Source organism: Afipia broomeae ATCC 49717 (genome assembly GCF_000314675.2).
Lineage (GTDB): Bacteria > Pseudomonadota > Alphaproteobacteria > Rhizobiales > Xanthobacteraceae > Afipia > Afipia broomeae.
In genome coordinates this window covers 1,409,177-1,429,977 of the sequence record NZ_KB375282.1, presented here as the reverse complement: position 1 = coordinate 1,429,977, position 20,801 = coordinate 1,409,177, and the positions used below count along the sequence as shown (strand labels likewise).

General features: G+C 60.1%; 19 protein-coding genes. 6 read left to right on the top strand and 13 right to left on the bottom strand.

The annotated features are described in order from the left end of the window. Nucleotides 1–2: 2 nt before the first annotated feature. From HMPREF9695_RS06595 to HMPREF9695_RS06575, 5 genes are all read left to right on the top strand, one after another. Nucleotides 3–476 (top strand): 3-hydroxyacyl-ACP dehydratase FabZ family protein, encoded by a 474-nt coding sequence (locus HMPREF9695_RS06595; RefSeq protein WP_006020046.1) that lies wholly within the window; start codon nucleotides 3–5, stop codon nucleotides 474–476. After that, a complete protein-coding gene (locus HMPREF9695_RS06590) occupies nucleotides 469–1,668 on the top strand; it encodes a beta-ketoacyl-ACP synthase (RefSeq protein ID WP_006020045.1) in 1,200 nt (399 codons plus the stop codon). Before HMPREF9695_RS06595 ends, HMPREF9695_RS06590 begins: the two co-directional genes overlap by 8 nt. Nucleotides 1,669–1,681: 13 nt before the next feature. Further along, nucleotides 1,682–2,965, top strand: a complete 1,284-nt coding sequence (locus tag HMPREF9695_RS06585; RefSeq protein WP_006020044.1) for a beta-ketoacyl-ACP synthase — start codon at nucleotides 1,682–1,684, stop codon at nucleotides 2,963–2,965. 99 nt (nucleotides 2,966–3,064) lie between these two features. Beyond that, complete coding sequence (locus tag HMPREF9695_RS06580) at nucleotides 3,065–4,087, top strand: zinc-binding dehydrogenase (protein ID WP_006020043.1); 1,023 nt, start codon at nucleotides 3,065–3,067, stop codon at nucleotides 4,085–4,087. Then, nucleotides 4,087–5,019 carry a lipid A biosynthesis lauroyl acyltransferase gene (locus tag HMPREF9695_RS06575; RefSeq protein WP_006020042.1) on the top strand — a complete coding sequence of 311 codons (933 nt, stop codon included), beginning with the start codon at nucleotides 4,087–4,089 and terminating at the stop codon, nucleotides 5,017–5,019. The genes HMPREF9695_RS06580 and HMPREF9695_RS06575 overlap by 1 nt, the downstream gene beginning before the upstream one ends. On the opposite strand, the gene HMPREF9695_RS06570 is transcribed toward HMPREF9695_RS06575, so the two are convergent. The 10 genes from HMPREF9695_RS06570 to HMPREF9695_RS06525 all read right to left on the bottom strand — a co-directional run bounded on the left by HMPREF9695_RS06570 (nucleotide 5,020) and on the right by HMPREF9695_RS06525 (nucleotide 17,418). Continuing rightward, nucleotides 5,020–6,093 (bottom strand): polyamine ABC transporter substrate-binding protein, encoded by a 1,074-nt coding sequence (locus HMPREF9695_RS06570; protein WP_430648569.1) that lies wholly within the window; start codon nucleotides 6,091–6,093, stop codon nucleotides 5,020–5,022. It abuts the gene before it with no gap. Between the two features lie 49 nt (nucleotides 6,094–6,142). Next, on the bottom strand, nucleotides 6,143–7,294 hold the full coding sequence (locus tag HMPREF9695_RS06565; protein WP_006020040.1) for an aminotransferase: 1,152 nt from the start codon (nucleotides 7,292–7,294) through the stop codon (nucleotides 6,143–6,145). 5 nt (nucleotides 7,295–7,299) lie between these two features. Continuing rightward, nucleotides 7,300–7,644 carry a rhodanese-like domain-containing protein gene (locus tag HMPREF9695_RS06560; protein ID WP_034459405.1) on the bottom strand — a complete coding sequence of 115 codons (345 nt, stop codon included), beginning with the start codon at nucleotides 7,642–7,644 and terminating at the stop codon, nucleotides 7,300–7,302. Between the two features lie 101 nt (nucleotides 7,645–7,745). Beyond that, nucleotides 7,746–9,668 carry a potassium transporter Kup gene (locus HMPREF9695_RS06555; RefSeq protein ID WP_006020038.1) on the bottom strand — a complete coding sequence of 641 codons (1,923 nt, stop codon included), beginning with the start codon at nucleotides 9,666–9,668 and terminating at the stop codon, nucleotides 7,746–7,748. 149 nt (nucleotides 9,669–9,817) lie between these two features. Beyond that, the gene (locus HMPREF9695_RS06550) at nucleotides 9,818–11,719 is read right to left on the bottom strand and encodes a potassium transporter Kup (protein WP_006020037.1); all 1,902 of its coding nucleotides are present in this window, start codon (nucleotides 11,717–11,719) and stop codon (nucleotides 9,818–9,820) included. Between the two features lie 154 nt (nucleotides 11,720–11,873). Beyond that, the gene (locus tag HMPREF9695_RS06545) at nucleotides 11,874–12,704 is read right to left on the bottom strand and encodes an OmpA/MotB family protein (protein ID WP_006020036.1); all 831 of its coding nucleotides are present in this window, start codon (nucleotides 12,702–12,704) and stop codon (nucleotides 11,874–11,876) included. 31 nt (nucleotides 12,705–12,735) lie between these two features. Further along, nucleotides 12,736–13,509, bottom strand: coding sequence for a motility protein A (locus HMPREF9695_RS06540; protein WP_006020035.1), 774 nt, complete (start codon nucleotides 13,507–13,509; stop codon nucleotides 12,736–12,738). Between the two features lie 245 nt (nucleotides 13,510–13,754). Continuing rightward, nucleotides 13,755–14,633, bottom strand: coding sequence for a CDP-diacylglycerol--serine O-phosphatidyltransferase (pssA, locus tag HMPREF9695_RS06535; protein WP_006020034.1), 879 nt, complete (start codon nucleotides 14,631–14,633; stop codon nucleotides 13,755–13,757). A gap of 79 nt (nucleotides 14,634–14,712) precedes the next feature. Continuing rightward, complete coding sequence (locus HMPREF9695_RS06530; RefSeq protein WP_006020033.1) at nucleotides 14,713–15,411, bottom strand: phosphatidylserine decarboxylase; 699 nt, start codon at nucleotides 15,409–15,411, stop codon at nucleotides 14,713–14,715. A gap of 33 nt (nucleotides 15,412–15,444) precedes the next feature. After that, complete coding sequence (locus HMPREF9695_RS06525; RefSeq protein WP_006020032.1) at nucleotides 15,445–17,418, bottom strand: ABCB family ABC transporter ATP-binding protein/permease; 1,974 nt, start codon at nucleotides 17,416–17,418, stop codon at nucleotides 15,445–15,447. Nucleotides 17,419–17,638: 220 nt separating this feature from the next. On the opposite strand from HMPREF9695_RS06525, the gene HMPREF9695_RS06520 reads away from it, so the two are divergent. Next, the gene (locus HMPREF9695_RS06520; protein ID WP_041711947.1) at nucleotides 17,639–18,244 is read left to right on the top strand and encodes an LOG family protein; all 606 of its coding nucleotides are present in this window, start codon (nucleotides 17,639–17,641) and stop codon (nucleotides 18,242–18,244) included. Here HMPREF9695_RS06520 and HMPREF9695_RS06515 read toward each other — a convergent pair. Genes HMPREF9695_RS06515 through HMPREF9695_RS06505 form a run of 3 tightly spaced genes read right to left on the bottom strand, consistent with a single transcriptional unit; the run spans nucleotide 18,223 to nucleotide 20,774 of the window. Continuing rightward, on the bottom strand, nucleotides 18,223–18,630 hold the full coding sequence (locus HMPREF9695_RS06515) for a VOC family protein (protein WP_006020030.1): 408 nt from the start codon (nucleotides 18,628–18,630) through the stop codon (nucleotides 18,223–18,225). The genes HMPREF9695_RS06520 and HMPREF9695_RS06515 overlap by 22 nt on opposite strands. 24 nt (nucleotides 18,631–18,654) lie before the next feature. After that, on the bottom strand, nucleotides 18,655–20,253 hold the full coding sequence (gene cimA / locus HMPREF9695_RS06510) for a citramalate synthase (RefSeq protein WP_006020029.1): 1,599 nt from the start codon (nucleotides 20,251–20,253) through the stop codon (nucleotides 18,655–18,657). Next, nucleotides 20,250–20,774, bottom strand: a complete 525-nt coding sequence (locus HMPREF9695_RS06505; RefSeq protein WP_041711430.1) for a GNAT family N-acetyltransferase — start codon at nucleotides 20,772–20,774, stop codon at nucleotides 20,250–20,252. Before HMPREF9695_RS06505 ends, cimA begins: the two co-directional genes overlap by 4 nt. Nucleotides 20,775–20,801 lie beyond the last annotated feature (27 nt).

Sequence of the window (20,801 nt, the reverse complement as noted above, 5' to 3'; positions counted from 1 at the left end):
CCATGCAGCTCGAATACTTCCAGATGGTTGACCGCATCACCGACCTCGACGTCGGTAAGCGGACGATTACGGTCGAGTCGCAGGTCCCCGAAACCAGTACCGTCTTCGAGGGGCACTTTCCCGGCTATCCGCTGATGCCGGGCGTGCTGCTGACCGAGACGATGGCACAGACGTCCGGCTGGCTCCTGATCGCGCTCCTGAAATTCGAGCGCATGCCATTCCTTGCCAGCGTCAAGGAAGCCAAGATGCGCGACTTCGTGAAGCCTGGCGAACTGCTAACGATCAACGCGAGCCTCGTTCATGACGGCTCGGGCTTCGCTGTCACCGACGCCAACGTCCGTATCGGTGGCAAGTTGAAATGCAACGCGACACTAACCTTCCGCCATACGCCATTCCCTCACCCGGACTTGCGCGTCCACATGGAAGCGATGGCGAAGCGTATCGGCTTTCCCGAACAGGCAATCGCTCATGACTGAGATCCCTTCATCAAAAGGCGGACCGCGCGAAGCCTGGATCACGGGCATCGGCCTCGCCACATCGCTCGGCGAGGGGCTGGACGCGCATTGGGACGCGCTTAATGCCAAGACGATCAACGTCGACGAGACAACCTTCGCGCCCTACATCGTCCATCCGATGACCAAGCTGAGCTTCGACGCGCAGATCCCCAAGAAGGGCGACCAGCGCCAGATGGAAGCATGGCAACGCATCGGTACATATGCGGCGGGTCTCGCGCTCGACTCCGCTGGCGTCAAGGGTAATGCCGAGATCCTCTCGCGCATGGACATGATCGTTGCCGCGGGTGGCGGCGAACGTGACCTTGCGGTGGATTCCTCGATCGTCAACGCCAACATCCAGGGCAACGCCGATCCGGCTCTGCTCAACGAACGGCTGATGAACGACCTGCGCCCCACGCTGTTTCTGGCACAGCTGTCGAACCTGCTCGCCGGCAACATCTCCATCGTTCACGGCGTCACAGGATCGTCCCGGACCTTCATGGGCGAGGAATCCGCCGGCGTGGACGCTGCTCGTATCGCACTGGCGCGCATTCTTGACGGACAAAGCGACATTGCCCTTGTCGGCGCAGCCCAGAACAGCGAGCGCAAGGAAATGCTGATGCTCTACGAGTTCGGCGATTTCAACCTGAAGAACAAGTTTATGCCTGTCTGGGAACGCGACAACGGCTTCGCACTCGGCGCGGGCGGCGTGTTTCTGGTCATCGAGTCGAAAGAACACGCCCAGGCGCGCGGCGCAAAGCCTTATGCAAAGCTGACTAAGGTCTTTTCCGACCATGCACGGCGCAAGAACCCCGGTGACGTGACGGCAGTCCTCGAGGGACTGTGGTCAAAGATTGGGGCGATCGGCGAGAACAGCGCGATCATCACCGGCGCGACCGGAGCTGCCCCCGTGACTGCGGAAGAGCGTGCGTTCCTCAATAAGCATCGCGATATTCCAACCCGCGGCACCGCCACCCCTTTCGGCCATGTCGTAGAGGCTCAATTCCCGCTCGGTCTGGCGCTCGCGGCGCTGTCGATCTCGCGCGGCGCGCTGTTTCCGCCGAACGATAAAACCGGCGTCGAGATTGAAATGACAAAGGCGCCATCCCAGATTGTGGTGATCGGGGCCGGTCACTGGCGCGGCGAAGGCATGGCGCTGGTTGAGGCCGTCTAAGCGGGGAAAAACCATGACGACGACGACTCGCGACAAGTTCGGACGACCCATCGTAGTCGTCACCGGCATGGGTGTTGTCACATCCCTCGGCGCAGGCAAGTCCGACAACTGGGCCAAATTGACCGCAGGCGAGTCCGGCATCCGGACCATCACGCGTTTCCCGACCAACGGACTGAAGACGACAATAGCCGGCACCGTCGACTTCATTCCGGTCGAACCGTTCTCGTCGACTTCACTCTCCGAGCGGCTGGCCGACGTAGCTGTCGAGGAAGCGGTTGCGCAGTCCAGCATCGGCAGCAAGGGTGACTTCCCCGGCCCGCTTTTTTTGGCGGTCGCCCCGATCGAACTCGAATGGGAACCCCGCAACGACATCGCCCGCGCGACGGGGATGAGCGCGGGTATCGATTATGACGCGCTGCTCAAGGCCAGTGGTAACGGCCGTTTCACCGGCTTGCACCGCCGCTTTCTGTTCGGCTCCGTCGCCGATCATCTGATCGAGACTTTCGGCACCAAGGGATCTCCGATTTCGCTGTCGACGGCATGTGCCTCCGGCGCGACCGCGATCCAGCTCGGTGTCGAAGCGATCCGCCGCGGCGAAACCGATGCGGCGCTGTGCGTCGCAACCGACGGCTCAGTTAACGCAGAGGCGCTTATTCGCTTCTCACTTTTGTCCGCGCTGTCCACCAACAACGAACCGCCACATGCGGCGGCACGCCCGTTCTCGAAGAATCGGGACGGCTTTGTCATGGCGGAAGGCGCCGGTGCGCTGGTGCTGGAAAGCCTTGAAGCCGCCACTGCACGCGGTGCGAAGATTCTCGGCATCGTCGCTGGATGCGGCGAGCTTGCTGACTCATTCCATCGCACACGCTCAAGCCCTGACGGCAAACCGATCGTGGGCTGCGTGAAGAATGCACTGTCCGATGCCGGAATGGGTATCGAGCAGATCGACTACATCAATGCTCACGGCACCAGCACGCCGGAAAACGACAAGATGGAATATCTTGGCATTTCTACGGTGTTCGGCGATCGCGCACAGCAGATTCCGGTCTCGTCCAACAAGTCGATGATCGGACATACGCTTTCGGCTGCGGGCGCGGTGGAAGCCGTGTTCTCGCTGCTCACGCTGGAGAACCAGCGAATTCCGCCGACCATTAATTACGATGTGCCCGATCCGGCAATCCCGTTCGATGTGGTTCCGAACAAGGCCCGCGATGCGCGCGTGACAGCAGTGATGTCGAACTCATTCGGCTTTGGCGGTCAGAACGCATCCCTGATCCTGGCCCGCGAGCCCGTCTAAAGGCTTCCGGCCAGGGTGTTCGGCGGTTGACGGCTTCCGCCGAACCGGCGATACCCACGCCTAAATCTGCAAGCAAAAACAGCCTTTCAGGACGCCTTTATGCGTGCCCTCACCCTCGTTGCCGACCGCCAACTCGTGGTCGCGGATGCACCACCCCCGCCGCCGCCCGGCGCGGGCGAGGTGCAAATCCGCGTCAAGGCTGTCGCTCTCAACCACATCGACGTGTGGGGCTATCGCGGCATGGCATTCGCCAAACGCAAGCTGCCGCTTGTGGTCGGCGCGGAAGCCTCCGGCGAGATTGCAGCCATCGGCGACGGCGTAACCCGATTCAAGCCGGGACAGAAAGTCGTGATGTACGGCGCGCTGACCTGCGGCACCTGCCCCGCATGTCAGGCCGGCCGTGACAATCTCTGCGAGAACGTCGCCGGCATCATGGGATTTCATGTCGACGGCTTCGCCCGCGAGCTGATGAACCTCAACGAGCGGCTGGTGATCCCGGTGCCGGACGGCGTCTCCGATCGCGACGCGGCCTGCGCGCCGATCGCGTATTCGACCGTTCAGCACATGCTGTTCGACAACGCCAAATTGCTGCCAGGCGAGACATTGCTGGTACACGCCGGCGGCTCGGGCATCGGTACGGTCGCGATCATGATGGCAAAGGCCATCGGCTGCACCGTCATCACCACGGTTGGCGATGACTCCAAGATTGAGGGCGTAAAGGCGCTCGGCGCGGACCATGTCATCAACTATCGCAAAGACCGCTTCGAAGGTGAGACACGCAAAATCACCAGGAAAAAAGGTGTCGACGTGGTGTTCGAGCATGTCGGCGCAGATACTTTCAACGGCTCGCTGCTGGTCCTGAAGCGCGGCGGACGGCTGGTCACCTGCGGTTCGACCTCGGGGCCGACCACCACGATCAACCTGATGCAGCTTTTCCAGCAGCAGTACCGCATCTTCGGATCGTTCGGCGCGACCATCAAGAACATCGCCGAGAGCCTCGACAAAATGGCCGCCGGCATGAAGCCAGTCATCGACACCGAAGTGCCGGTTGAGGACGTCGCCACCGCGCTCAAGCGGATGGAAAGCCGGCAAGTGTTCGGCAAGATCATCGTCACACTGTGATGCGCCGCCTGTTCCTCCGTACCAGGGCTATTCTGCGCGACGCGCTCAAGCCTGTGACAGGGGCGATCGTCGGCGCGATTGCGGTCGGACTGTTGCGCGCTACCCGCTATTTCGATCCCGACAAGACCGCGAATTTCTTCGGCTCGGTCACGCGAACCATCGGTCCATGGCTGCGGGAACACAAGATCGGCCGCGCCAACCTGACAGCGGCTTTTCCGGAAAAATCACCGGCCGAAATCGATACCATCCTGATGGGCGTCTGGGAGAATCTCGGCCGCGTCGGCGCGGAGTTCGCGCATATCGACCACCTCTGGGATCTCAATCCGGAGAGCTGGGAGAGTGGACGCATCGAGCCTGCTCCCGGCAGCATAGAGAAATTTCTTGCACTTCGCGACGACGGCAAGGGCGCGCTGATCTTCGCATCCCACCTCGCCAACTGGGAATTGCCCGCCCTCGCCGCTCCGGCCTACGGTCTCGAATCCGCTGTACTGTTCCGCCGCCCGAACATCGCGGCTGTCGACCGCGCGATCCAGGACATTCGTGCCGTCAACATGGGCACGATGGTCGCCACCACCCATGACGCACCGCTGCGGCTGGCGCAGGCCCTGCAGAGCGGCATCCACGTCGGCATGCTGGTAGACCAGCACTTCGGCCGCGGCGTCGATATCACATTCTTTGGGCGAAAGACGAAAGCCAATCCATTGCTCGCGCGCCTTGCGCGGCAGATCGAAGTCCCGATCCACGGCGTGCGCATCATCCGTCTCCCCAACCATCGCTTTCGCATCGAGGTGTCAGACGAAGTGACGCCGGTACGCGACGCCGAAGGCAAGATCGACGTGCAAGGCACCACGCAGGCCATCAACAGCGTGATCGAGGGATGGGTGCGCGAACATCCCGAACAATGGCTCTGGCTACACCGCCGGTGGCGGTGATCAGCGACCCGTCTTAACCCGCGTCCATAGCCGGTTGATGATGCGCTGGGTCGCCGGATCGCGCGCTGTGATCACGAACAAGCGGCTCAAAGTCGCTTCGTCCGGATAAACGGTCTTGTCATTCATGACCTTCGGATCGATCAGCTTCTGGCTGGCGAGATTGCCGTTGGCATAAGACAGGAAATCCGAGTTCTTGGCAGCGACATCCGGCCTGTAAAGGTAATTGATCAACTCGTGGGCCTCGGCGACATTCTTCGCGTCCGCAGGGATCGCAAAATTATCGAAGAACATCTGCGCCCCCTCTTTCGGAATTGCATATCCGATTTCGACGCCGTTCTTGGCTTCCGCCGCGCGGCTCTGCGCCTGTTTGATATCGCCCGACCAGCCGACCACGAAACAGATTTCGCCGGTGGCCAGTGCGTTCAGATACTCTGATGAATGAAACTTGCGCACATAAGGCCGCACCTTGCTGACAAGGTCGGCGGCCTTTTCAAGGTCAGCCTGTTTGGTCGAATTCGGATCGAGGCCAAGATAGTTCAGCGCGGCCGGCAGGATATCATCCGCGGAATCCAGCATGTGGATGCCGCAATCCTTGAACTTTGCGAGGTTCTCGGGAACGAAAACAGCCGACCATGAATCGATCCTGGCGTCAGCGCCGAGAATGTCCTGCACCTTTTTGACGTTGTAGCCGATGCCGGTGGTGCCCCACATGTAATTGGCGGCAAACGCGTTGCCGGGATCATAAATCGCAAGGCGTTTAGTTACTTCTGGCCACGCATTAGCAAGGTTAGGCAGCTTCGTCTTATCGAGCTTCTGGAAAATGTTGGCCGCGATCTGACGCTGCAGGAAATACGCCGTCGGCACGACCACATCGTAACCGGACTTGCCCGCCAAGAGCCGCGTCTCGACGGTCTCGTTGGCATCAAACGTGTCGTAGGTGACCTTGATGCCGGTTTCCTTGGTGAACTGCTCGAGGACACCGGGCGCCATATAGTTCGACCAGTTGTAGAAATTCACGCTGCGCTGCTGCGCCTGCGTGAATGGCGTCGAAGCTAAAAGAACACCTGCAACAATTACAGCAAGGGTCAGTCCCCTCTTTCCACCAGCGATCACCGTATTCTCCTTAACCGTGAAGAACGTGCGTCAGCCGCTCAAGCGCCGTGTCGAGCGTTGCATCTTTCTTCGAGAAGCAGAATCTCACGACAGATGTGACATGGTTCTCTTCATAAAAGGCCGACACAGGAATGGCGGCAACCTTGTGCTCATGGACGATGCGCTTGCAGAAAGCCACGTCGCTTTCATTCAATCCAAGCGGCGCGAGATCAACGTTGAGAAAGTAAGTCCCTTGCGATTGCAGAACCGGGAAACCAAGATTTGAGAGGCCTTTGCTCAAACGATCGCGGCTGCGCGCCAGATCCGCCCGCATTTGCAGGAAATAGTCATCTGGTTTGCCGAGGCCGTAGGCGACTGCAACCTGAAGGCTGGGCGCCGTCGTGAAGGTGATGAACTGATGCGCCTTCGCGAGCACACGCAGGATCTGCGGCGCGGCGCAGACGAAACCAATTTTCCATCCGGTCAGGCCAAAGACCTTTCCGGCCGATCCGATCTTCACCGTGCGATCGCGCATGCCGGGAATCGAAATCAGCGGAATGTGTTCGCGGCCGTCGAACACCACATGCTCCCAGACCTCATCGCAAATGGCGATCAGGTTATGCTCCTGACAAATCCGCCCGAGCATCTCGAGGTCCTCGCGCGGATAGACCACGGCAGCCGGATTCAGCGGATTGTTGAGAATGACGTAACGCGTCTTTGGAGTAATGGCAGCGCGGATCGCCTCTTCCGGCAGACGCCAGTGCGGCGGCTCAAGGCGCAGAAACTTGGGAATGCCACCCGCGAGCCGGATGATCGGCACATAGGAATCGTACATCGGCTGGAACAGCAGCACTTCATCGCCCGGCTGCACGAGGCCGAGGATCGATCCTGTCAGCGCCTCGGTGGCGCCCGACGTCACCATCACCTCGCTCATGGGATCGAGTTGCAGGCCGTGCCAATGGGCGTAATGGGTCGCGATAGCCTGGCGCAGTTCCGGAATCCCCATCATCGAGGGATACTGGTTGTAGCCGTTCAGGACGGCGTCGGCGGCCTTCTCCCTGACGTCGAGCGGACCGGGATCTTCCGGGAAGCCTTGGCCGAGATTGATCGCGTTGAGGTCGCGTGCAGCCTGCGACATGACGTCAAAAATGGTGTTCGGGAGATCCGCGAAAATCCGGTTCACGAGGATCAGCCGCCTGTTTTGGACGGCAGTCCGGCAGCCTTCCACGCCAGCATGCCCCCTGCAAGATGCGAGTCGTACGGCTTGCCCGCCGCCTGTGCGGCCAGCGACGCCGTTACTGAGCGTTTGCCGGAGCGGCAGGCAAAAACCACCGTCTTGCCCTGAGGATCTGGGATCTCAGCCGGATCAAACGTTGAGAGCGGCAGCACCACCGCGTCCGGATAGGCCTCGGCCGCGACCTCATTGGGCTCACGCACATCGATCAGGAGATAGCGCCCCTGTGCAATTCCGGCGGACACCTCTTCCGCCGTCAAATCGTGAACTTTTTCAGCCTGTGACACATCGACCTCCACGAGGGTAATCCAGAAGATCGGCCCCCAAGATTAAGCGCGAACGGCGCACAACCTCTCTTTTTGTGACAAGAAAATCAAGCTTGGCGGGCCGCCGGTTATCCCTAAATCGTGACCTGCGTGCCGACTTCCACCACACGGCCGGTCGGTATCTGGAAGTAGTCCGTGGCGTCGTTTGCCGAGCGGCTCATGCCGATGAACAGATGATCCTGCCAGCGCGGCATTCCAGACTGCGCAGCGGGCTTCAAGGCGCGGCGCGAAAGAAAGAACGATGTCGACATGATGTCGAACTGCCAGCCGAGCTTGCGGGCAATGGCGAGCGCTTTCGGAACGTTCGGCGATTCCATGAAACCGAACTTGAGCGTGACCTTGGAGAACATCTCTCCGACATCTTCTAGCCGTACCCGCTCTGCGATATCCACGCGCGGTGTCGATGCGATCTCGATGGTGAGAATGACATTTTTCTGATGCAGCACCTTGTAGTGTTTCAGACTGTGCATCAGTGCGGTCGGAGCATAATCCGGATTGCTTGTCAGAAAGACTGCCGTGCCGGGCACGCGCTGCGGCGGCTTCTTCTCCAGCATCGTAATCAGATCGGTGAGAGGAATTTCCTGCCGATGCGACTTTTCATAGAGCAGCCTGCTCCCGCGCCGCCATGTGTACATTAAAAGCATGACCGCGCCGCCGAGCGCCAGCGGCACCCAGCCGCCTTCGAAAACCTTGAGCAGGTTTGCCGTCAGGAATGTCAGATCGATCGCAAGAAACGGCAAGATCAAAGCGGCCGCTGCGAATGATGACCACCTCCACACTTTCCAGATGACGACGAAACCCATCATCGCCGTGACCACCATCGTGCCAGTGACCGAGATGCCGTAGGCCGACGCCAGCGAACTGGACGAGCGAAACATCATGACCAGCATCAAAACGCCAACAAGCAGCAACGTGTTGACACGCGGAATGTAGATCTGGCCGGAATGCGCTTCGGATGTGTGAGTGATCTCGAAACGTGGCAACAGACCGAGTTGAATGGCCTGCCGCGTCAAGGAATAAGCCCCCGTAATGACGGCCTGGCTCGCGATCACGGTCGCGACCGTTGCGAGCACAACCATCGGAACCAGCGCCCATTCAGGAAACATTAGAAAAAACGGATTCTCGATCGTGTGAGGATTGCCGATGACCAGTGCGCCCTGCCCGAGATAGTTCAGTGCCAGCGACGGCAACACCAGAAACAGCCATGCCGTCTGGATGGGACGTTTGCCGAAATGACCAAGATCGGCATAAAGCGCTTCGGCGCCGGTCACGGCGAGGAAAACCGCGCCGAGCGTGACCAGACCAATGATCCCGTGATTGAGAAGGAATGAAACCGCATATACGGGATTGAATGCGAGTAGCACGCTTGGCTGTTGTGCGATCAATGGAAGCGCCGCCACCGCCATGACGGCGAACCAGATACACATGATAGGGCCAAAGAAAGCGGCGACGCGGGCCGTGCCGCGCGATTGGACAGCAAACAATGCGACGAGAATGATAATCGTGATAGGAACGACGTAGTGATCGAGCGCGGACGTTACGAGCTTGATGCCTTCGACCGCAGACAGCACCGACAGCGCCGGCGTGATGACCGCATCACCGTAGAAAAGCGCACCGCTGATGATGCCGAGCAGAACAACAACGCCGCCGCTGGTGCCCAGCGCGCGCTGCGCCAGCGCCATCAATGCAAGCGTTCCGCCCTCGCCGTTGTTATCGGCGCGCAGCAGGATCACGACGTATTTGAGCGTGACCACGACAATAAGGGCCCATAGAATCAGCGACAGCACGCCGAGCACGGCTTGCGTGTTGGCCGTCGCGGCCGTCGCGCCGGCTGCTGTCACAGCTTCCCGGAACGCGTACAGGGGGCTGGTGCCGATATCGCCGTAGACAACGCCGATACTCCCAAGCATCAGTCCCTTGAAGGACGCGGTGGAATGCGTCTCACCATGTCCATTTGCCGCCGGCGTGTCCGCCGCGGCTGATGTCGTATCGGTCATCAGGAAGATTGCCTCGAAATTCACTGCACAATTGCAGCGCGGCAGGCCTATACCCCCGCGCTTCGCGCACACGTTAAACTGTTTTCATGCCACAGGCATGTCCTAAACGCATATACCCTCTAGGGCAGATCTGCATTTAACAAGACTAATCAGATAGTTACCTGAGTGCCAACTTCCACCACGCGCCCGGTCGGAATTTGGAAATAGTCGGTGGCATCGTTCGCGGACCGGCTCATGGCAATGAAGAGATGGTCCTGCCACAGCGGCATACCAGATTGGGCGGAAGGCTTTAGCGAGCGCCGGGACACGAAAAACGACGTCGACATGATGTCGAACTGCCAGCCGAGCTTGCGCGCGATTGCCAGCGCCTTCGGCACGTTCGGTGATTCCATGAAGCCGAAGGTGAGCCGGACGGTCGAGAACTTGTCGCTGATCTTCTCCATCCGCACGCGATCGGCCACATCGACACGCGGTGTCTCGGCGGTGTGGATGGTCAATATGACGTTGTGCTCGTGCAGAACCTTGTTGTGCTTGAGGTTGTGCAGGAGCGCGGTCGGAACGTATGCGGGATCGCTGGTGAGAAAAACCGCGGTGCCCTTCACGATGTGCGGCGGCCGTTTTTCGAGACTCTTGATGAGATCGGCTAACGGCACTTCGGTGCGCCGGGTCTTGTTGATGAGAATCACGGTACCACGGCGCCACGTCCAAACCAGACCAGCCATCAAAATCCCGAACAACACCGGCACCCAAGCGCCCTGAAGAAGCTTCAGGAGATTCGCGGTCAGAAACGTCAGATCGACAATCACTAAAGGCACGATCAGCGCGGCCGCAGTTGCGGCGCGCCAGTTCCAGAGCTTCCAGATCACGACGAAACACATCAAGCCGTCGCAGACCATGGTGGTGGACACGGCGATGCCGTAGGCCGACGCGAGATTGCTGGACGAGCGGAACAGGCCGACGAGCAGCAATACGCCGATCAGCAACATCACGTTGACGCGCGGCAGATAGATCTGCCCGGCGTGGGTTTCGGACGTATAGCGAACCTCAAACCGCGGAAGCAGTCCGAGCTGAATGGCCTGACGCACCAGTGAGAATGCGCCGGTGATCACCGCCTGGCTGGCGATGACGGTCGCCGCAGTCGCAAGACAGATCAGCGGCACCAGCACGCTTTCCGGCACCATGCGATAGAATGGATTTTCGATGGCTTCCGGATGCGCCAGAACCAAAGCGCCCTGGCCGAAATAATTCAGCAGCAGGCACGGCAGGACGAAATAAAACCACGCGGCCTGAATTGGCTTGCGGCCGAAGTGACCAAGGTCGGCGTACAACGCCTCACCGCCGGTCACGGCCAGAAACACCGCCCCCAAAATCACCAGCCCGATCATGCCGTGCGTCAGCAAGAACTGGACGGCAAATATGGGGTTGATGGCATGCACGATGCCCGGATCGTCGCTGATGTGCATCAATCCCATCACGCCGAGGGTCAGGAACCAGATGATCATGACGGGACCAAAGGCGCTGGCGACCATGGCGGTTCCACGGCTTTGCAGAGCAAACAGACAGACGAGAATCACAATCGCCAGCGGGACGACATAGTGCTCAAGCGCCGGGGCGGCGATCTTCAGACCTTCGACCGCGGAAAGCACGGAAATGGCCGGCGTAATCATCGCGTCGCCAAGGAACATCGCGCCCCCGATCACGCCAAGCGCCAGGAGCACCCAACTGCGCCTGCCCAGCGCTCGCTGGCCAAGGGCCATCAGCGACAGCGTTCCGCCCTCGCCGTTATTGTCTGCGCGCAGCAGCAGCAGCACATATTTGATGGTGACGACGACGATGAGCGACCAAAGGATCAGCGACAAAACGCCGAGCACGATCTCCCGCGAGACGGGACCGCCATGGGTCGCGTTGTGGACGGCTTCGCGGAAGGCATACAACGGCGACGTGCCGATATCGCCGAACACCACACCGATGCTTCCAAGAGTGAGAGCCCAAAATCCGGTTGTTACCGGCACCTCTTGGGGCGTATCGGCGGATGTATCGCTGGCAGCCATGATCGAAGGAACGCCCTGACGGTGTCTTTTGATCCCGGCAAGCCCGGCGATCACTTTGGAGTGGCGCTTCTTATATCACTGCCATCCGATGTCCAATGCGACGCGTCCGCAGGAACCGCGGAACACGGCCAGATGGTATAATAATACACCTAGATCAGGGCCTCAGATTGGGCGGCAACGGCGGGTCCTCCCGCATCAATGTAATCGTCACACGCCGGTTTGCGGCCAGTGAGGGATCGTCCGGAAACAGCGGCTGAGTATCGGCCTTGCCCGCGACGGAGAACACGTGGGAGGTCGGCAAGCCCTCCTGTTCAAGGATCTGGCGGACGACATTGGCGCGGTCTGCGGACAGGTCAAAGCCGTCATACCCGGAACGCGATGGCAGGAAGCCTGCCGAAGTGTGACCGACAATAGCGACACGAAGCGGCGTGGCCTTGAGTGGCGCGGCAAGCTTTTGAAGCAGGCGCCGCGTCCGCTCCAGAGGCTGCTTGGAGCCGTCGGCGAACATCGACCGGCCGTCCTGATCGACGATTTCGAGGTTGAGCCCCTGCTTGGTCTCCTCGAACATGATGTGTTTGGACAACTCGGAAATCTCCGGCAGGTCCTGCAGCGCCTGACGAAGCGAGGCGGAGGCGAGCGCGAATTCGCGGTCGGTCTTCATGCGCGCGCCGGCCGTCTTGTTCTTGTCTTCCTGATCCGGCGTCGGATTATTGGATGCCTCCTCCGGCGGAATGTGCGCAACGTTCCGCATCTTGGGACGTGTCGGCAAACCATCAGACTCGATGAGACCCGAGAAGCGCGATGCGTTCTGGACGCCGAAGGCATCCCGCATCGAACCAGCAACGATTTTGAGCTTCTGCTGATCCTGGGTTGAGAACGCGACCAGCATCACGAAGAAGCTCATCAGGAGCGCCATGAGATCGGCGAAGGTCACGAACCAGCCGTGACCTCCCCCGTGTGCTGCGCCCTTCTTTTTCTTGGCCATGGCCTATGCCGCCTTACGTCAGCGCGAAAGATCAAGCCGGAACCGGCTCGCCCTCTTCATGGCGATGCTTTTCAGGCAGATAGGCCAGCAGCATTTCGCGGACCAGCGTCGGCGACTTCGCGTCGCGGATCATCAGGATTCCGTCGATGATCAGGGTGCGATTGGTATCTTCGTCCGTCAGTTTGACATGCAGTTTGTCGGCGATCGGCAAACAAAACAGGTTCGCAACAAGCGCACCGTACAGCGTCGCAAGCAGCGCCACCGCCATGAAAGGACCCAGCTTCGACGGATCGGACATGTTCGAGAACATCTGCACCATGCCGATCAGGGTGCCGATCATGCCGAACGCCGGCGCGCAGTCGCCGATGGCGCGATAGATCTTTTGTCCCTCGTCGAGATGCATCAGGAAATTGTCGCGGTCGCGCTCAAGGTTGTCGCGGATAAAATCCATGTCGTAGCCGTCGGCGACGTAACGGATGCCCTTGGCAAGGAACGGATCGTCGGTTTCAACTTTTTCAAGCCCCACGGGTCCCTGCTTCCGGGCGACTTCCGCAAGTTGCGCCAGTTCGTCGACCAGTTCGCGCGATGTCGTCTGCCGCATCGTGAACGCGTACTTCAGCCCCATCGGCATGCCATGAAGCATGGCAACGAAAGGAAACCGGATCAGCGTTGCAGCAAAAGAGCCACCTCCAATGATGATGATGGCGTGAATGTCGTAGAAAATCCGGAAATCGCCGCCCATCAGGATCAGGGTGACGAGAACGGCAATACCAGCGAGCAGGCCTGCCCCGGTGGCGATATCCATTTCAAACTCCGACGCAACGATACGGCGCGGCCCGTTCTGAGCGCGCATTTGAACACTAACGTCGGTGCAATTAAGTTCGGGTAAAGGTTATCGAATTGATGCCATGGCGCGGCAAGATTGCCGTGAGCATCGCAGAAACCGGACGCAAACACCGGATATATATGCGGAAAGCCGCATTCCGGTGGAAGCGATCGTGAAAAATCTCAGGAATTCATTAACCATAATCGCGCCAAGGCGGCTGACGGTCAGTTCAGCCGTGGCGGCCGTTCATTCTCAACGGAATCGGAAACGACGTTGAAATCTGCCGTCGCAGGGCTCGAATAGTTTGGTTCGCTTGCAGCGGCGGCTTCTTCGCGCGCGCGGCGCTCATGTGCGCGATAGGACGCCCACCCGAGAGGAAGACTGAGCAGATAGATCAGCGAGCCGCCGGTCAGAAGATGCCACGGATAGCTGATCAGAACGGCGATGAACAACACCACGAGGACGACGACCGGCAGAACCATGTCCGGTGCGATCCTGCCGCCGATCATCTTGCCCGAGAACACCGGCAGCCGTGACACCATCAGGAACGCGATCGACAAGGTGAACACCGCCGTAATCGGAGCCGGCAGTTGCGGCGCGCCGATAAACACCAGGTACATGGGCAGCAAAACGCAAAGCGCGCCGAGCGGAGCCGGCACGCCTGTGAAGTAGTTTCCGGCGAAGGCAGGCTTGTTCGGATCGTCCATGGTGGCGTTGAAACGGGCCAGCCGCAGACCGCCACTGATCGCAAAGATCATCGCAGCGATCCAGCCGACATTCTTCAGCTCGTGCAACTGCCAGAAATAGAGAATGAGCGCGGGGGCAACGCCGAAGTTGACGAAGTCCGCGAGGCTGTCCAGTTCGGCTCCGAAGCGGGACTGCCCCTTGATCATGCGCGCCACGCGGCCATCAATGCCGTCGAGCACAGCCGCGAACACGATCGCCGCCAGCGCCAGTTCGTTGCGCCCTTCGATCGACAGCCGGATTGCAGTCAGGCCGGCGCAGATCGCCAGCAACGTGATGACGTTAGGCACAAGCATCCGGATCGGAATCTGGCGAAACCGGCGACGGCGCAGATCAGGCGCTCTGGGATCGGAAGGCATGTCCATAAGCCTTTATATAGCAATCCCCTCAATGCTTCGCCATTGTGGCAAAACGGCAGGAGGATGATCGCGGGCTTGGTTAATCCACCCGGTAGCTGCGGCCGCCGTCGCCAAGCTTGAAGTCGGCCAGCACGGTTTCACCGGCAATGGCCGTCTGGCCTTCCGACACCAGCGCCTTGGCCCCCTCGGGCAGGAACACGTCGAGCCGCGAGCCGAATCGTATGAGCCCAAAGCGCTCGCCTGCCCCGAGGACCTGGCCCTCTTTCACGAATGACACGATCCGCCGCGCCACGAGCCCGGCGATCTGGATCACACCGATCCGGCCAGCCGGCGTCGAGATCACCAACGAATTGCGCTCGTTGTCTTCGCTCGCCTTGTCGAGATCGGCGTTGAGGAATTTTCCAGGGCGGTAGGCGATGCGATCGATCCGTCCGGCCACCGGGCTGCGGTTCACATGGCAGTTGAACACGCTCATGAAGATCGAGATGCGCGGCAGCGGCTTGTCGCCGAGACCGAGTTCGGCCGGCGGCACGGCCTGCACCACCATCGAGACGCGGCCATCGGCCGGCGACACCACGATGCCTTCCCGCACCGGCGTTACCCGGACCGGGTCGCGGAAGAACAATGCGCACCAGACCGTCAATGCTGACCCGATCCAGCCCAGCGGCGTCCATATCCAAAACAGGATCAGGCTGGCGAAGGCGAAAGCTCCGATGAATGGGTAGCCTTCCGGATGGATCGGCGGAATCTGGTCGCGAATGGACTTAACGACGGACATGCGTTCAAGAACCTGGGTTGAATTGACCTAAAACTATTCTGCGGCTTCCGGCGCTGCCAGCGGATCATCGACCGGCGGCGGCGTGCGATTGGGCGCGATGTTCTCGTCGGCCATCATGGCCAGCTTTTCCCGCGCTTCCTGGGCCTCACGTTGCCTGTTCCACATGCTGGCGTAAAGGCCGTTTGCCGCCAGAAGCTGCGCGTGAGTGCCGCGCTCCGAAATGCGGCCCTGATCCAGCACGATAATTTCGTCCGCACCGACGATGGTGGACAGCCGGTGCGCGATCACCAGCGACGTTCGGCCACGTGCGACCTTTTCCAACTGGTCCTGGATTTCGCGTTCGGTATGGCTGTCGAGGGCCGATGTCGCCTCGTCGAGCACCAGAATCGGCGGACCCTTCAGGATCGTACGCGCTATCGCGACGCGCTGCTTCTCGCCACCGGAGAGTTTCAGCCCGCGTTCGCCGACTTCGGTCTCATAGCCGTCCGGCGACATGCGGATGAAGCCGTCGATCTGCGCCATCGTCGCGGCCGCTTCCACTTCCGCGTCGGTCGCATCCCACCGGCCGTAGCGGATGTTGTAACGGATGGTGTCGTTGAACAGCACGGTGTCCTGCGGGACCATCCCGATCGACGCGCGCAGCGACGACTGCGTGACGTCACGAATGTTCTGGCCATCGATTGTGATCTGACCGCCGCTGACATCGTACAGCCGGAACAACAACCGGGAGATTGTCGATTTTCCCGCTCCCGATGGACCGACAATGGCGACGGTCTTGCCTGCGGGCACCTCGAACGAGAGCCCCTTCAGGATCGGCCGTTCAGGATCGTACGAGAAACGAACGTCTTCGAAACGAACCGTACCGGCTGAAATCTGCAACGGCTTCGCGCCCGGAATATCTTTCACTTCCGGATTGCGAGACAACACGCCGAACATCTTTTCGATGTCGATAATCGCCTGTTTGATTTCCCGATACACCATGCCCATGAAATTCAACGGCTGATAAAGCTGAATCATCATGGCGTTGATCATGACGAAATCGCCGACCGTATTGGTGCCGTTGCGGATTCCGACGGCGCACATCAGCATGGTTGCGGTGAGGCCGAACGTGAAGATCACCGCCTGCCCGGTATTCAGCACCGCGAGCGAGGTGTAGGTGTGAACGCTGGCGCGCTCATAGCGCTCCATGGATTTATCGTAGCGCCGTGCTTCCCGTTCCTCGGCGCTAAAATATTTCACCGTCTCGTAGTTCAGCAGCGAATCGATCGCCTTGGTGTTTGCCTCGGTATCGGAATCGTTCATCCGCTTGCGAATCTCGATCCGCCATTCGGTCGCGTAGTAAGTGTAGAGCATGTACACGACGACGGTGACGAACGTCACGAGCACGTACCGCCAGTCGAACTGCCACAACAGCACGCCCATCATCAAAGCCAGTTCGACGATGGTCGGCGCAAGTTGAAGAATGACCATGCGAACCATGGTCTCGATGCCGGTGCGGCCGCGTTCCAGCACGCGGGTCAGGCCACCTGTCTTGCGTTCCAGATGAAAGCGCAGCGACAGTTCGTGCATGTGCACGAAGGTCAGAAACGCCAGCTTGCGCACCGCGTGCATCGCCACCTTGGCGAACAGACCGTCACGCCACTGCGTCAGCACCATCATGACGATGCGGATGGCGCCATAGCTGAGCGTCATGATGAGCGGCGAAGCGATCAGCCACAGCAGCCAGTTCGACGACTGGACCGGCGCGGTGTCGGCGCCGGTCAGTGCATCGACGGCCCACTTAAATGTGAAGGGAACAAACAGTGTCGCCGCCTTGGCGATGAACAGCAGAACCATCGACCAGACGACGCGCATCTTCAGATCGGCACGGTCGCCCGGCCAGATATACGGCCATAGATGCGCCAGCGTTCCGAACAGCGTGGCTTTTTCGGCATTCACTTCGGTGGCTGCTGCCGGCTGGGCGTCATTCAGCGCCTCCGGAGGCTCGGCGGGATAGAGATCGGCCATTTTAGCGTCGGTCGCCTTGGGGCTGCCGGACGCTGCCGGAGGCGGCTCTTGCCGCCATATCGCATGGTGGAGTCATATGCGTCATATAGAGCGTTCCCGCCCCTTTCGCACCCTGCCCGGCGGCTCTTTCCTTAAAAAACGGCGATTCGAGAAACAATCGACTGTGCGCCGCAAGATACGCGTCTTGACGATGTCGCAATGCGATGCCACATCGCATAAGATGAATACTATCAAGAACGTCTGTGTTTATTGCGGTTCCGGCCCCGGTACCAATCCCGAATTCGTTAAAGCCGCTACAGCCTTCGGCAAGACCCTTGCCGAAAACGGCGTCGGCTTGGTCTATGGCGGCGGCTCCATCGGCCTGATGGGCGCGGTTGCGGCCGGTGCACTTGAAAATGGCGGCAAGGTCACCGGCATCATCCCGACCTTTCTGACCAAACGGGAGCACGTCCTGAAAGACGCGCAGGAGCTCATCGTCACGAAGGACATGCACGAGCGCAAACAGCTCATGTTCGAGCACTCCGACGCATTCGTCGCATTTCCCGGCGGCGTCGGCACGCTGGAAGAACTCGTCGAGCAGATGACCTGGTCGCAGCTCGGCCGTCACAGCAAGCCGATCCTGCTCGCCAATATCGCGGGCTTCTGGAATCCGCTGCTCGTGCTGATCGATCACATGAAGCAGACGGCGTTCATCCGCGCCAACCTGTGGGTCGATGTTCTCACCGCTGATCGCGTTGAGGATATTCTCCCGACGCTTCAGAAGGTTGCGGCGCAGGTGCCGGAATCAGCCAAGCTGATGGACGATCAGGTCGCAAGCCGGCTGTAATCCGGCTTATCGTCTTTGAGAAATGTCACCGCCTCGATGCGGTTGCCGTCCGGGTCGGCAACGAGGGCGGCAAAGTATTTGACGCGGTCATGCGGACGCACGCCGGGCGGTCCATTGTCCGCGCCACCTGCCCCGAGAGCTGCGGCATAAAACGCTTCAACCTCGCCCGTTGTTCTGGCGCGAAGGCAGATGTGCGTGCCGCTGTCCGGCGACACGCGCGCCATGTTCGGACGCAGATTGATCCAGAATTCCGGATAGCTTTTTCCGAATCCGACGGTCGCGGGCCGCACGATCAGTTTTGTCAGGCCGAGTGGCGCAAGCGCGGCCTCATAAAAGCGCGCCGCCCGTTCAAGATCGGCAACCCCCACCGAAACATGATCGAGCATTTTGACGCTTCCTCTTTGGATGGATCACGCAGGTGCGTTGGATTTCACCAGCTTGTAGACGACCGAATCCATCAGGGCCTGAAATGATGCATCGATGATGTTGGGCGATACGCCCACCGTGGTCCAGCGTTCGCCCGCCTCGTCCTCACTCTCGATCAGCACGCGGGTGATCGCCCCCGTGCCGCCATTGAGGATACGCACGCGATAGTCGACCAGCTTCAGACCTTCGATGTATTTCTGATACTTGCCGAGATCCTTGCGCAGCGCGACGTCGAGCGCATTGACCGGGCCGTTGCCTTCCGCCGCCGAGATCAGCATTTCACCGGCGACATCAACCTTCACCACCGCCATCGCCACGGTGACATGCTGTCCCAGCGCATTGTAACGCTGCTCGACGTTCACATCGAACTGCACAACCTTGAAATAATCAGGCACCTTGCCGAGCGTCCGGCGCGCCAGCAAATCGAAGGAAGCATCCGCGGACTCATAGGCATAGCCCGCCGCTTCCTTCTCCTTCATCTCCTCAACCAGACGCGTCAGCTTCGGATCGTTCTTGTCGAACGGAATACCGGCCCGCTCCAGTTCGGCGATGACGTTGGAGCGTCCGGCCTGATCGGAAACCAGCACCTTGCGGTGGTTACCGACAGCTTCCGGCGTGATGTGTTCGTAGGTCTGTGGGTCTTTCAACACCGCCGAGGCATGGATGCCCGTCTTGGTGACGAATGCGCTTTCGCCGACATAGGGCGCATGACGATCAGGCGCGCGATTGAGGATATCGTCCAGCGCGCGCGAGGCATGAACCAGTGTGGCGAGTTTTTCGTCCGATACGCCGATCTCAAACTTGTCGGAAAATTCCTTCTTCAGCTTCAGCGTCGGAATCAGCGAGCAGAGATTGGCGTTGCCACAGCGCTCACCCAGCCCGTTCAACGTACCCTGGATTTGCCTCACGCCCGCGCGCACAGCAGCCAGCGAATTCGCAACTGCCTGCTCGGTATCGTTATGCGTGTGGATGCCGAGATGATCGCCGGGGATATGCTTCACAACCTCGCCGACGATGCTCTCGATTTCGTTCGGCATCGTGCCGCCGTTGGTGTCGCACAGCACCACCCAGCGCGCGCCGGCGTCGTACGCCGCTTTCGCGCAGGCCACAGCGAATTGCGGGTTCTCCTTAAAGCCGTCGAAGAAGTGCTCGCAGTCGAGCATAACTTCACGGCCCGACGCCTTCGCCGCGCTGACGCTGTCGCGGATCGAGGCGAGATTTTCCTCGTTGGTGGTCTCGAGCGCCACCCTCACCTGATATTCGGACGATTTGGCCACAAAACAGATCGCGTCGGCCTTCGCCTCGAGCAAACCCGCGACGCCGGGATCGTTCGACACCGAACGGCCCGGGCGGCGCGTCATGCCGAAGGCGGTGAATTTCGCATGATCGAATTTCGGTTTTGAGGAAAAGAATTCCGTATCCGAGGGGTTCGCGCCAGGATAACCGCCCTCGATATAGTCGATCCCGAGATCGTCGAGCATGTTGGCGATGATCTGCTTGTCGTGCAGCGTGAAATCAACGCCGTTGGTCTGCGCTCCGTCGCGCAGCGTCGTGTCGAACAGATAGAGACGCTCGCGGCTCATGATGGTCTTCCCGGCATCTCGCCTTGCGGCGCAGCGCCGCCCAGTGATTTCTTCATGGTGGTGTTGGCCAGCCATTCGTCGCCGACCGACACCGTATTCCGCTGCTGGGCCGTATAACCGCGCTTGACGAAAAACGGCTCGGCGGTGTCGCTGGCTTCGGCCGTCAGCGCGGTCGCACCGCGTGCACCGGCCAGTTTTTCCAGTGCTTCGCAAAGTGCCGTGGCGACGCCCTGCCGCGCAAAGCCCGGATGCACATAGAGCAGGTCGAGATGATCTTTGCCTTTGAGCGAGGCAAAGCCCACCGGCGAACTTTCGATGGTCGCCACCAGCGTCAACTGGCCCGCAAGCCGCCTGCCGAATTGGTTTTCGTCCTCGGCGGCACCTGCCCACGCCTCACGCTGAGCATCCGAATAGTCATCCTCAGCTAACTCATCGATGCTGGCGACGAAGATCGCCGCGAGCACCGGAGTGTCCTCGGGAAGAAACGGCCGCAAGCCTACTTTTGGGATGGATTGGCCCATTGCCTTACCAGACGTTGACGAGTTTGA

Bases quoted from the DNA above. Each gene is read 5' to 3' on its own strand.
- HMPREF9695_RS06540 (WP_006020035.1), bottom strand. From the start codon at position 13,509: ATGGATATCGCCACCGGGGCAGGCCTGCTCGCTGGTATTGCCGTTCTC.
- HMPREF9695_RS06595 (WP_006020046.1), top strand. From the start codon at position 3: ATGCAGCTCGAATACTTCCAGATGGTTGACCGCATCACCGACCTCGAC.
- HMPREF9695_RS06530 (WP_006020033.1), bottom strand. From the start codon at position 15,411: ATGTCCGTCGTTAAGTCCATTCGCGACCAGATTCCGCCGATCCATCCG.
- HMPREF9695_RS06525 (WP_006020032.1), bottom strand. From the start codon at position 17,418: ATGGCCGATCTCTATCCCGCCGAGCCTCCGGAGGCGCTGAATGACGCC.
- HMPREF9695_RS06590 (WP_006020045.1), top strand. From the start codon at position 469: ATGACTGAGATCCCTTCATCAAAAGGCGGACCGCGCGAAGCCTGGATC.
- HMPREF9695_RS06585 (WP_006020044.1), top strand. From the start codon at position 1,682: ATGACGACGACGACTCGCGACAAGTTCGGACGACCCATCGTAGTCGTC.
- HMPREF9695_RS06575 (WP_006020042.1), top strand. From the start codon at position 4,087: ATGCGCCGCCTGTTCCTCCGTACCAGGGCTATTCTGCGCGACGCGCTC.
- pssA (WP_006020034.1), bottom strand. From the start codon at position 14,633: ATGCCTTCCGATCCCAGAGCGCCTGATCTGCGCCGTCGCCGGTTTCGC.
- HMPREF9695_RS06520 (WP_041711947.1), top strand. From the start codon at position 17,639: ATGAATACTATCAAGAACGTCTGTGTTTATTGCGGTTCCGGCCCCGGT.
- HMPREF9695_RS06505 (WP_041711430.1), bottom strand. From the start codon at position 20,774: ATGGGCCAATCCATCCCAAAAGTAGGCTTGCGGCCGTTTCTTCCCGAG.
- HMPREF9695_RS06580 (WP_006020043.1), top strand. From the start codon at position 3,065: ATGCGTGCCCTCACCCTCGTTGCCGACCGCCAACTCGTGGTCGCGGAT.
- HMPREF9695_RS06555 (WP_006020038.1), bottom strand. From the start codon at position 9,668: ATGACCGATACGACATCAGCCGCGGCGGACACGCCGGCGGCAAATGGA.
- HMPREF9695_RS06550 (WP_006020037.1), bottom strand. From the start codon at position 11,719: ATGGCTGCCAGCGATACATCCGCCGATACGCCCCAAGAGGTGCCGGTA.
- HMPREF9695_RS06545 (WP_006020036.1), bottom strand. From the start codon at position 12,704: ATGGCCAAGAAAAAGAAGGGCGCAGCACACGGGGGAGGTCACGGCTGG.
- cimA (WP_006020029.1), bottom strand. From the start codon at position 20,253: ATGAGCCGCGAGCGTCTCTATCTGTTCGACACGACGCTGCGCGACGGA.
- HMPREF9695_RS06515 (WP_006020030.1), bottom strand. From the start codon at position 18,630: ATGCTCGATCATGTTTCGGTGGGGGTTGCCGATCTTGAACGGGCGGCG.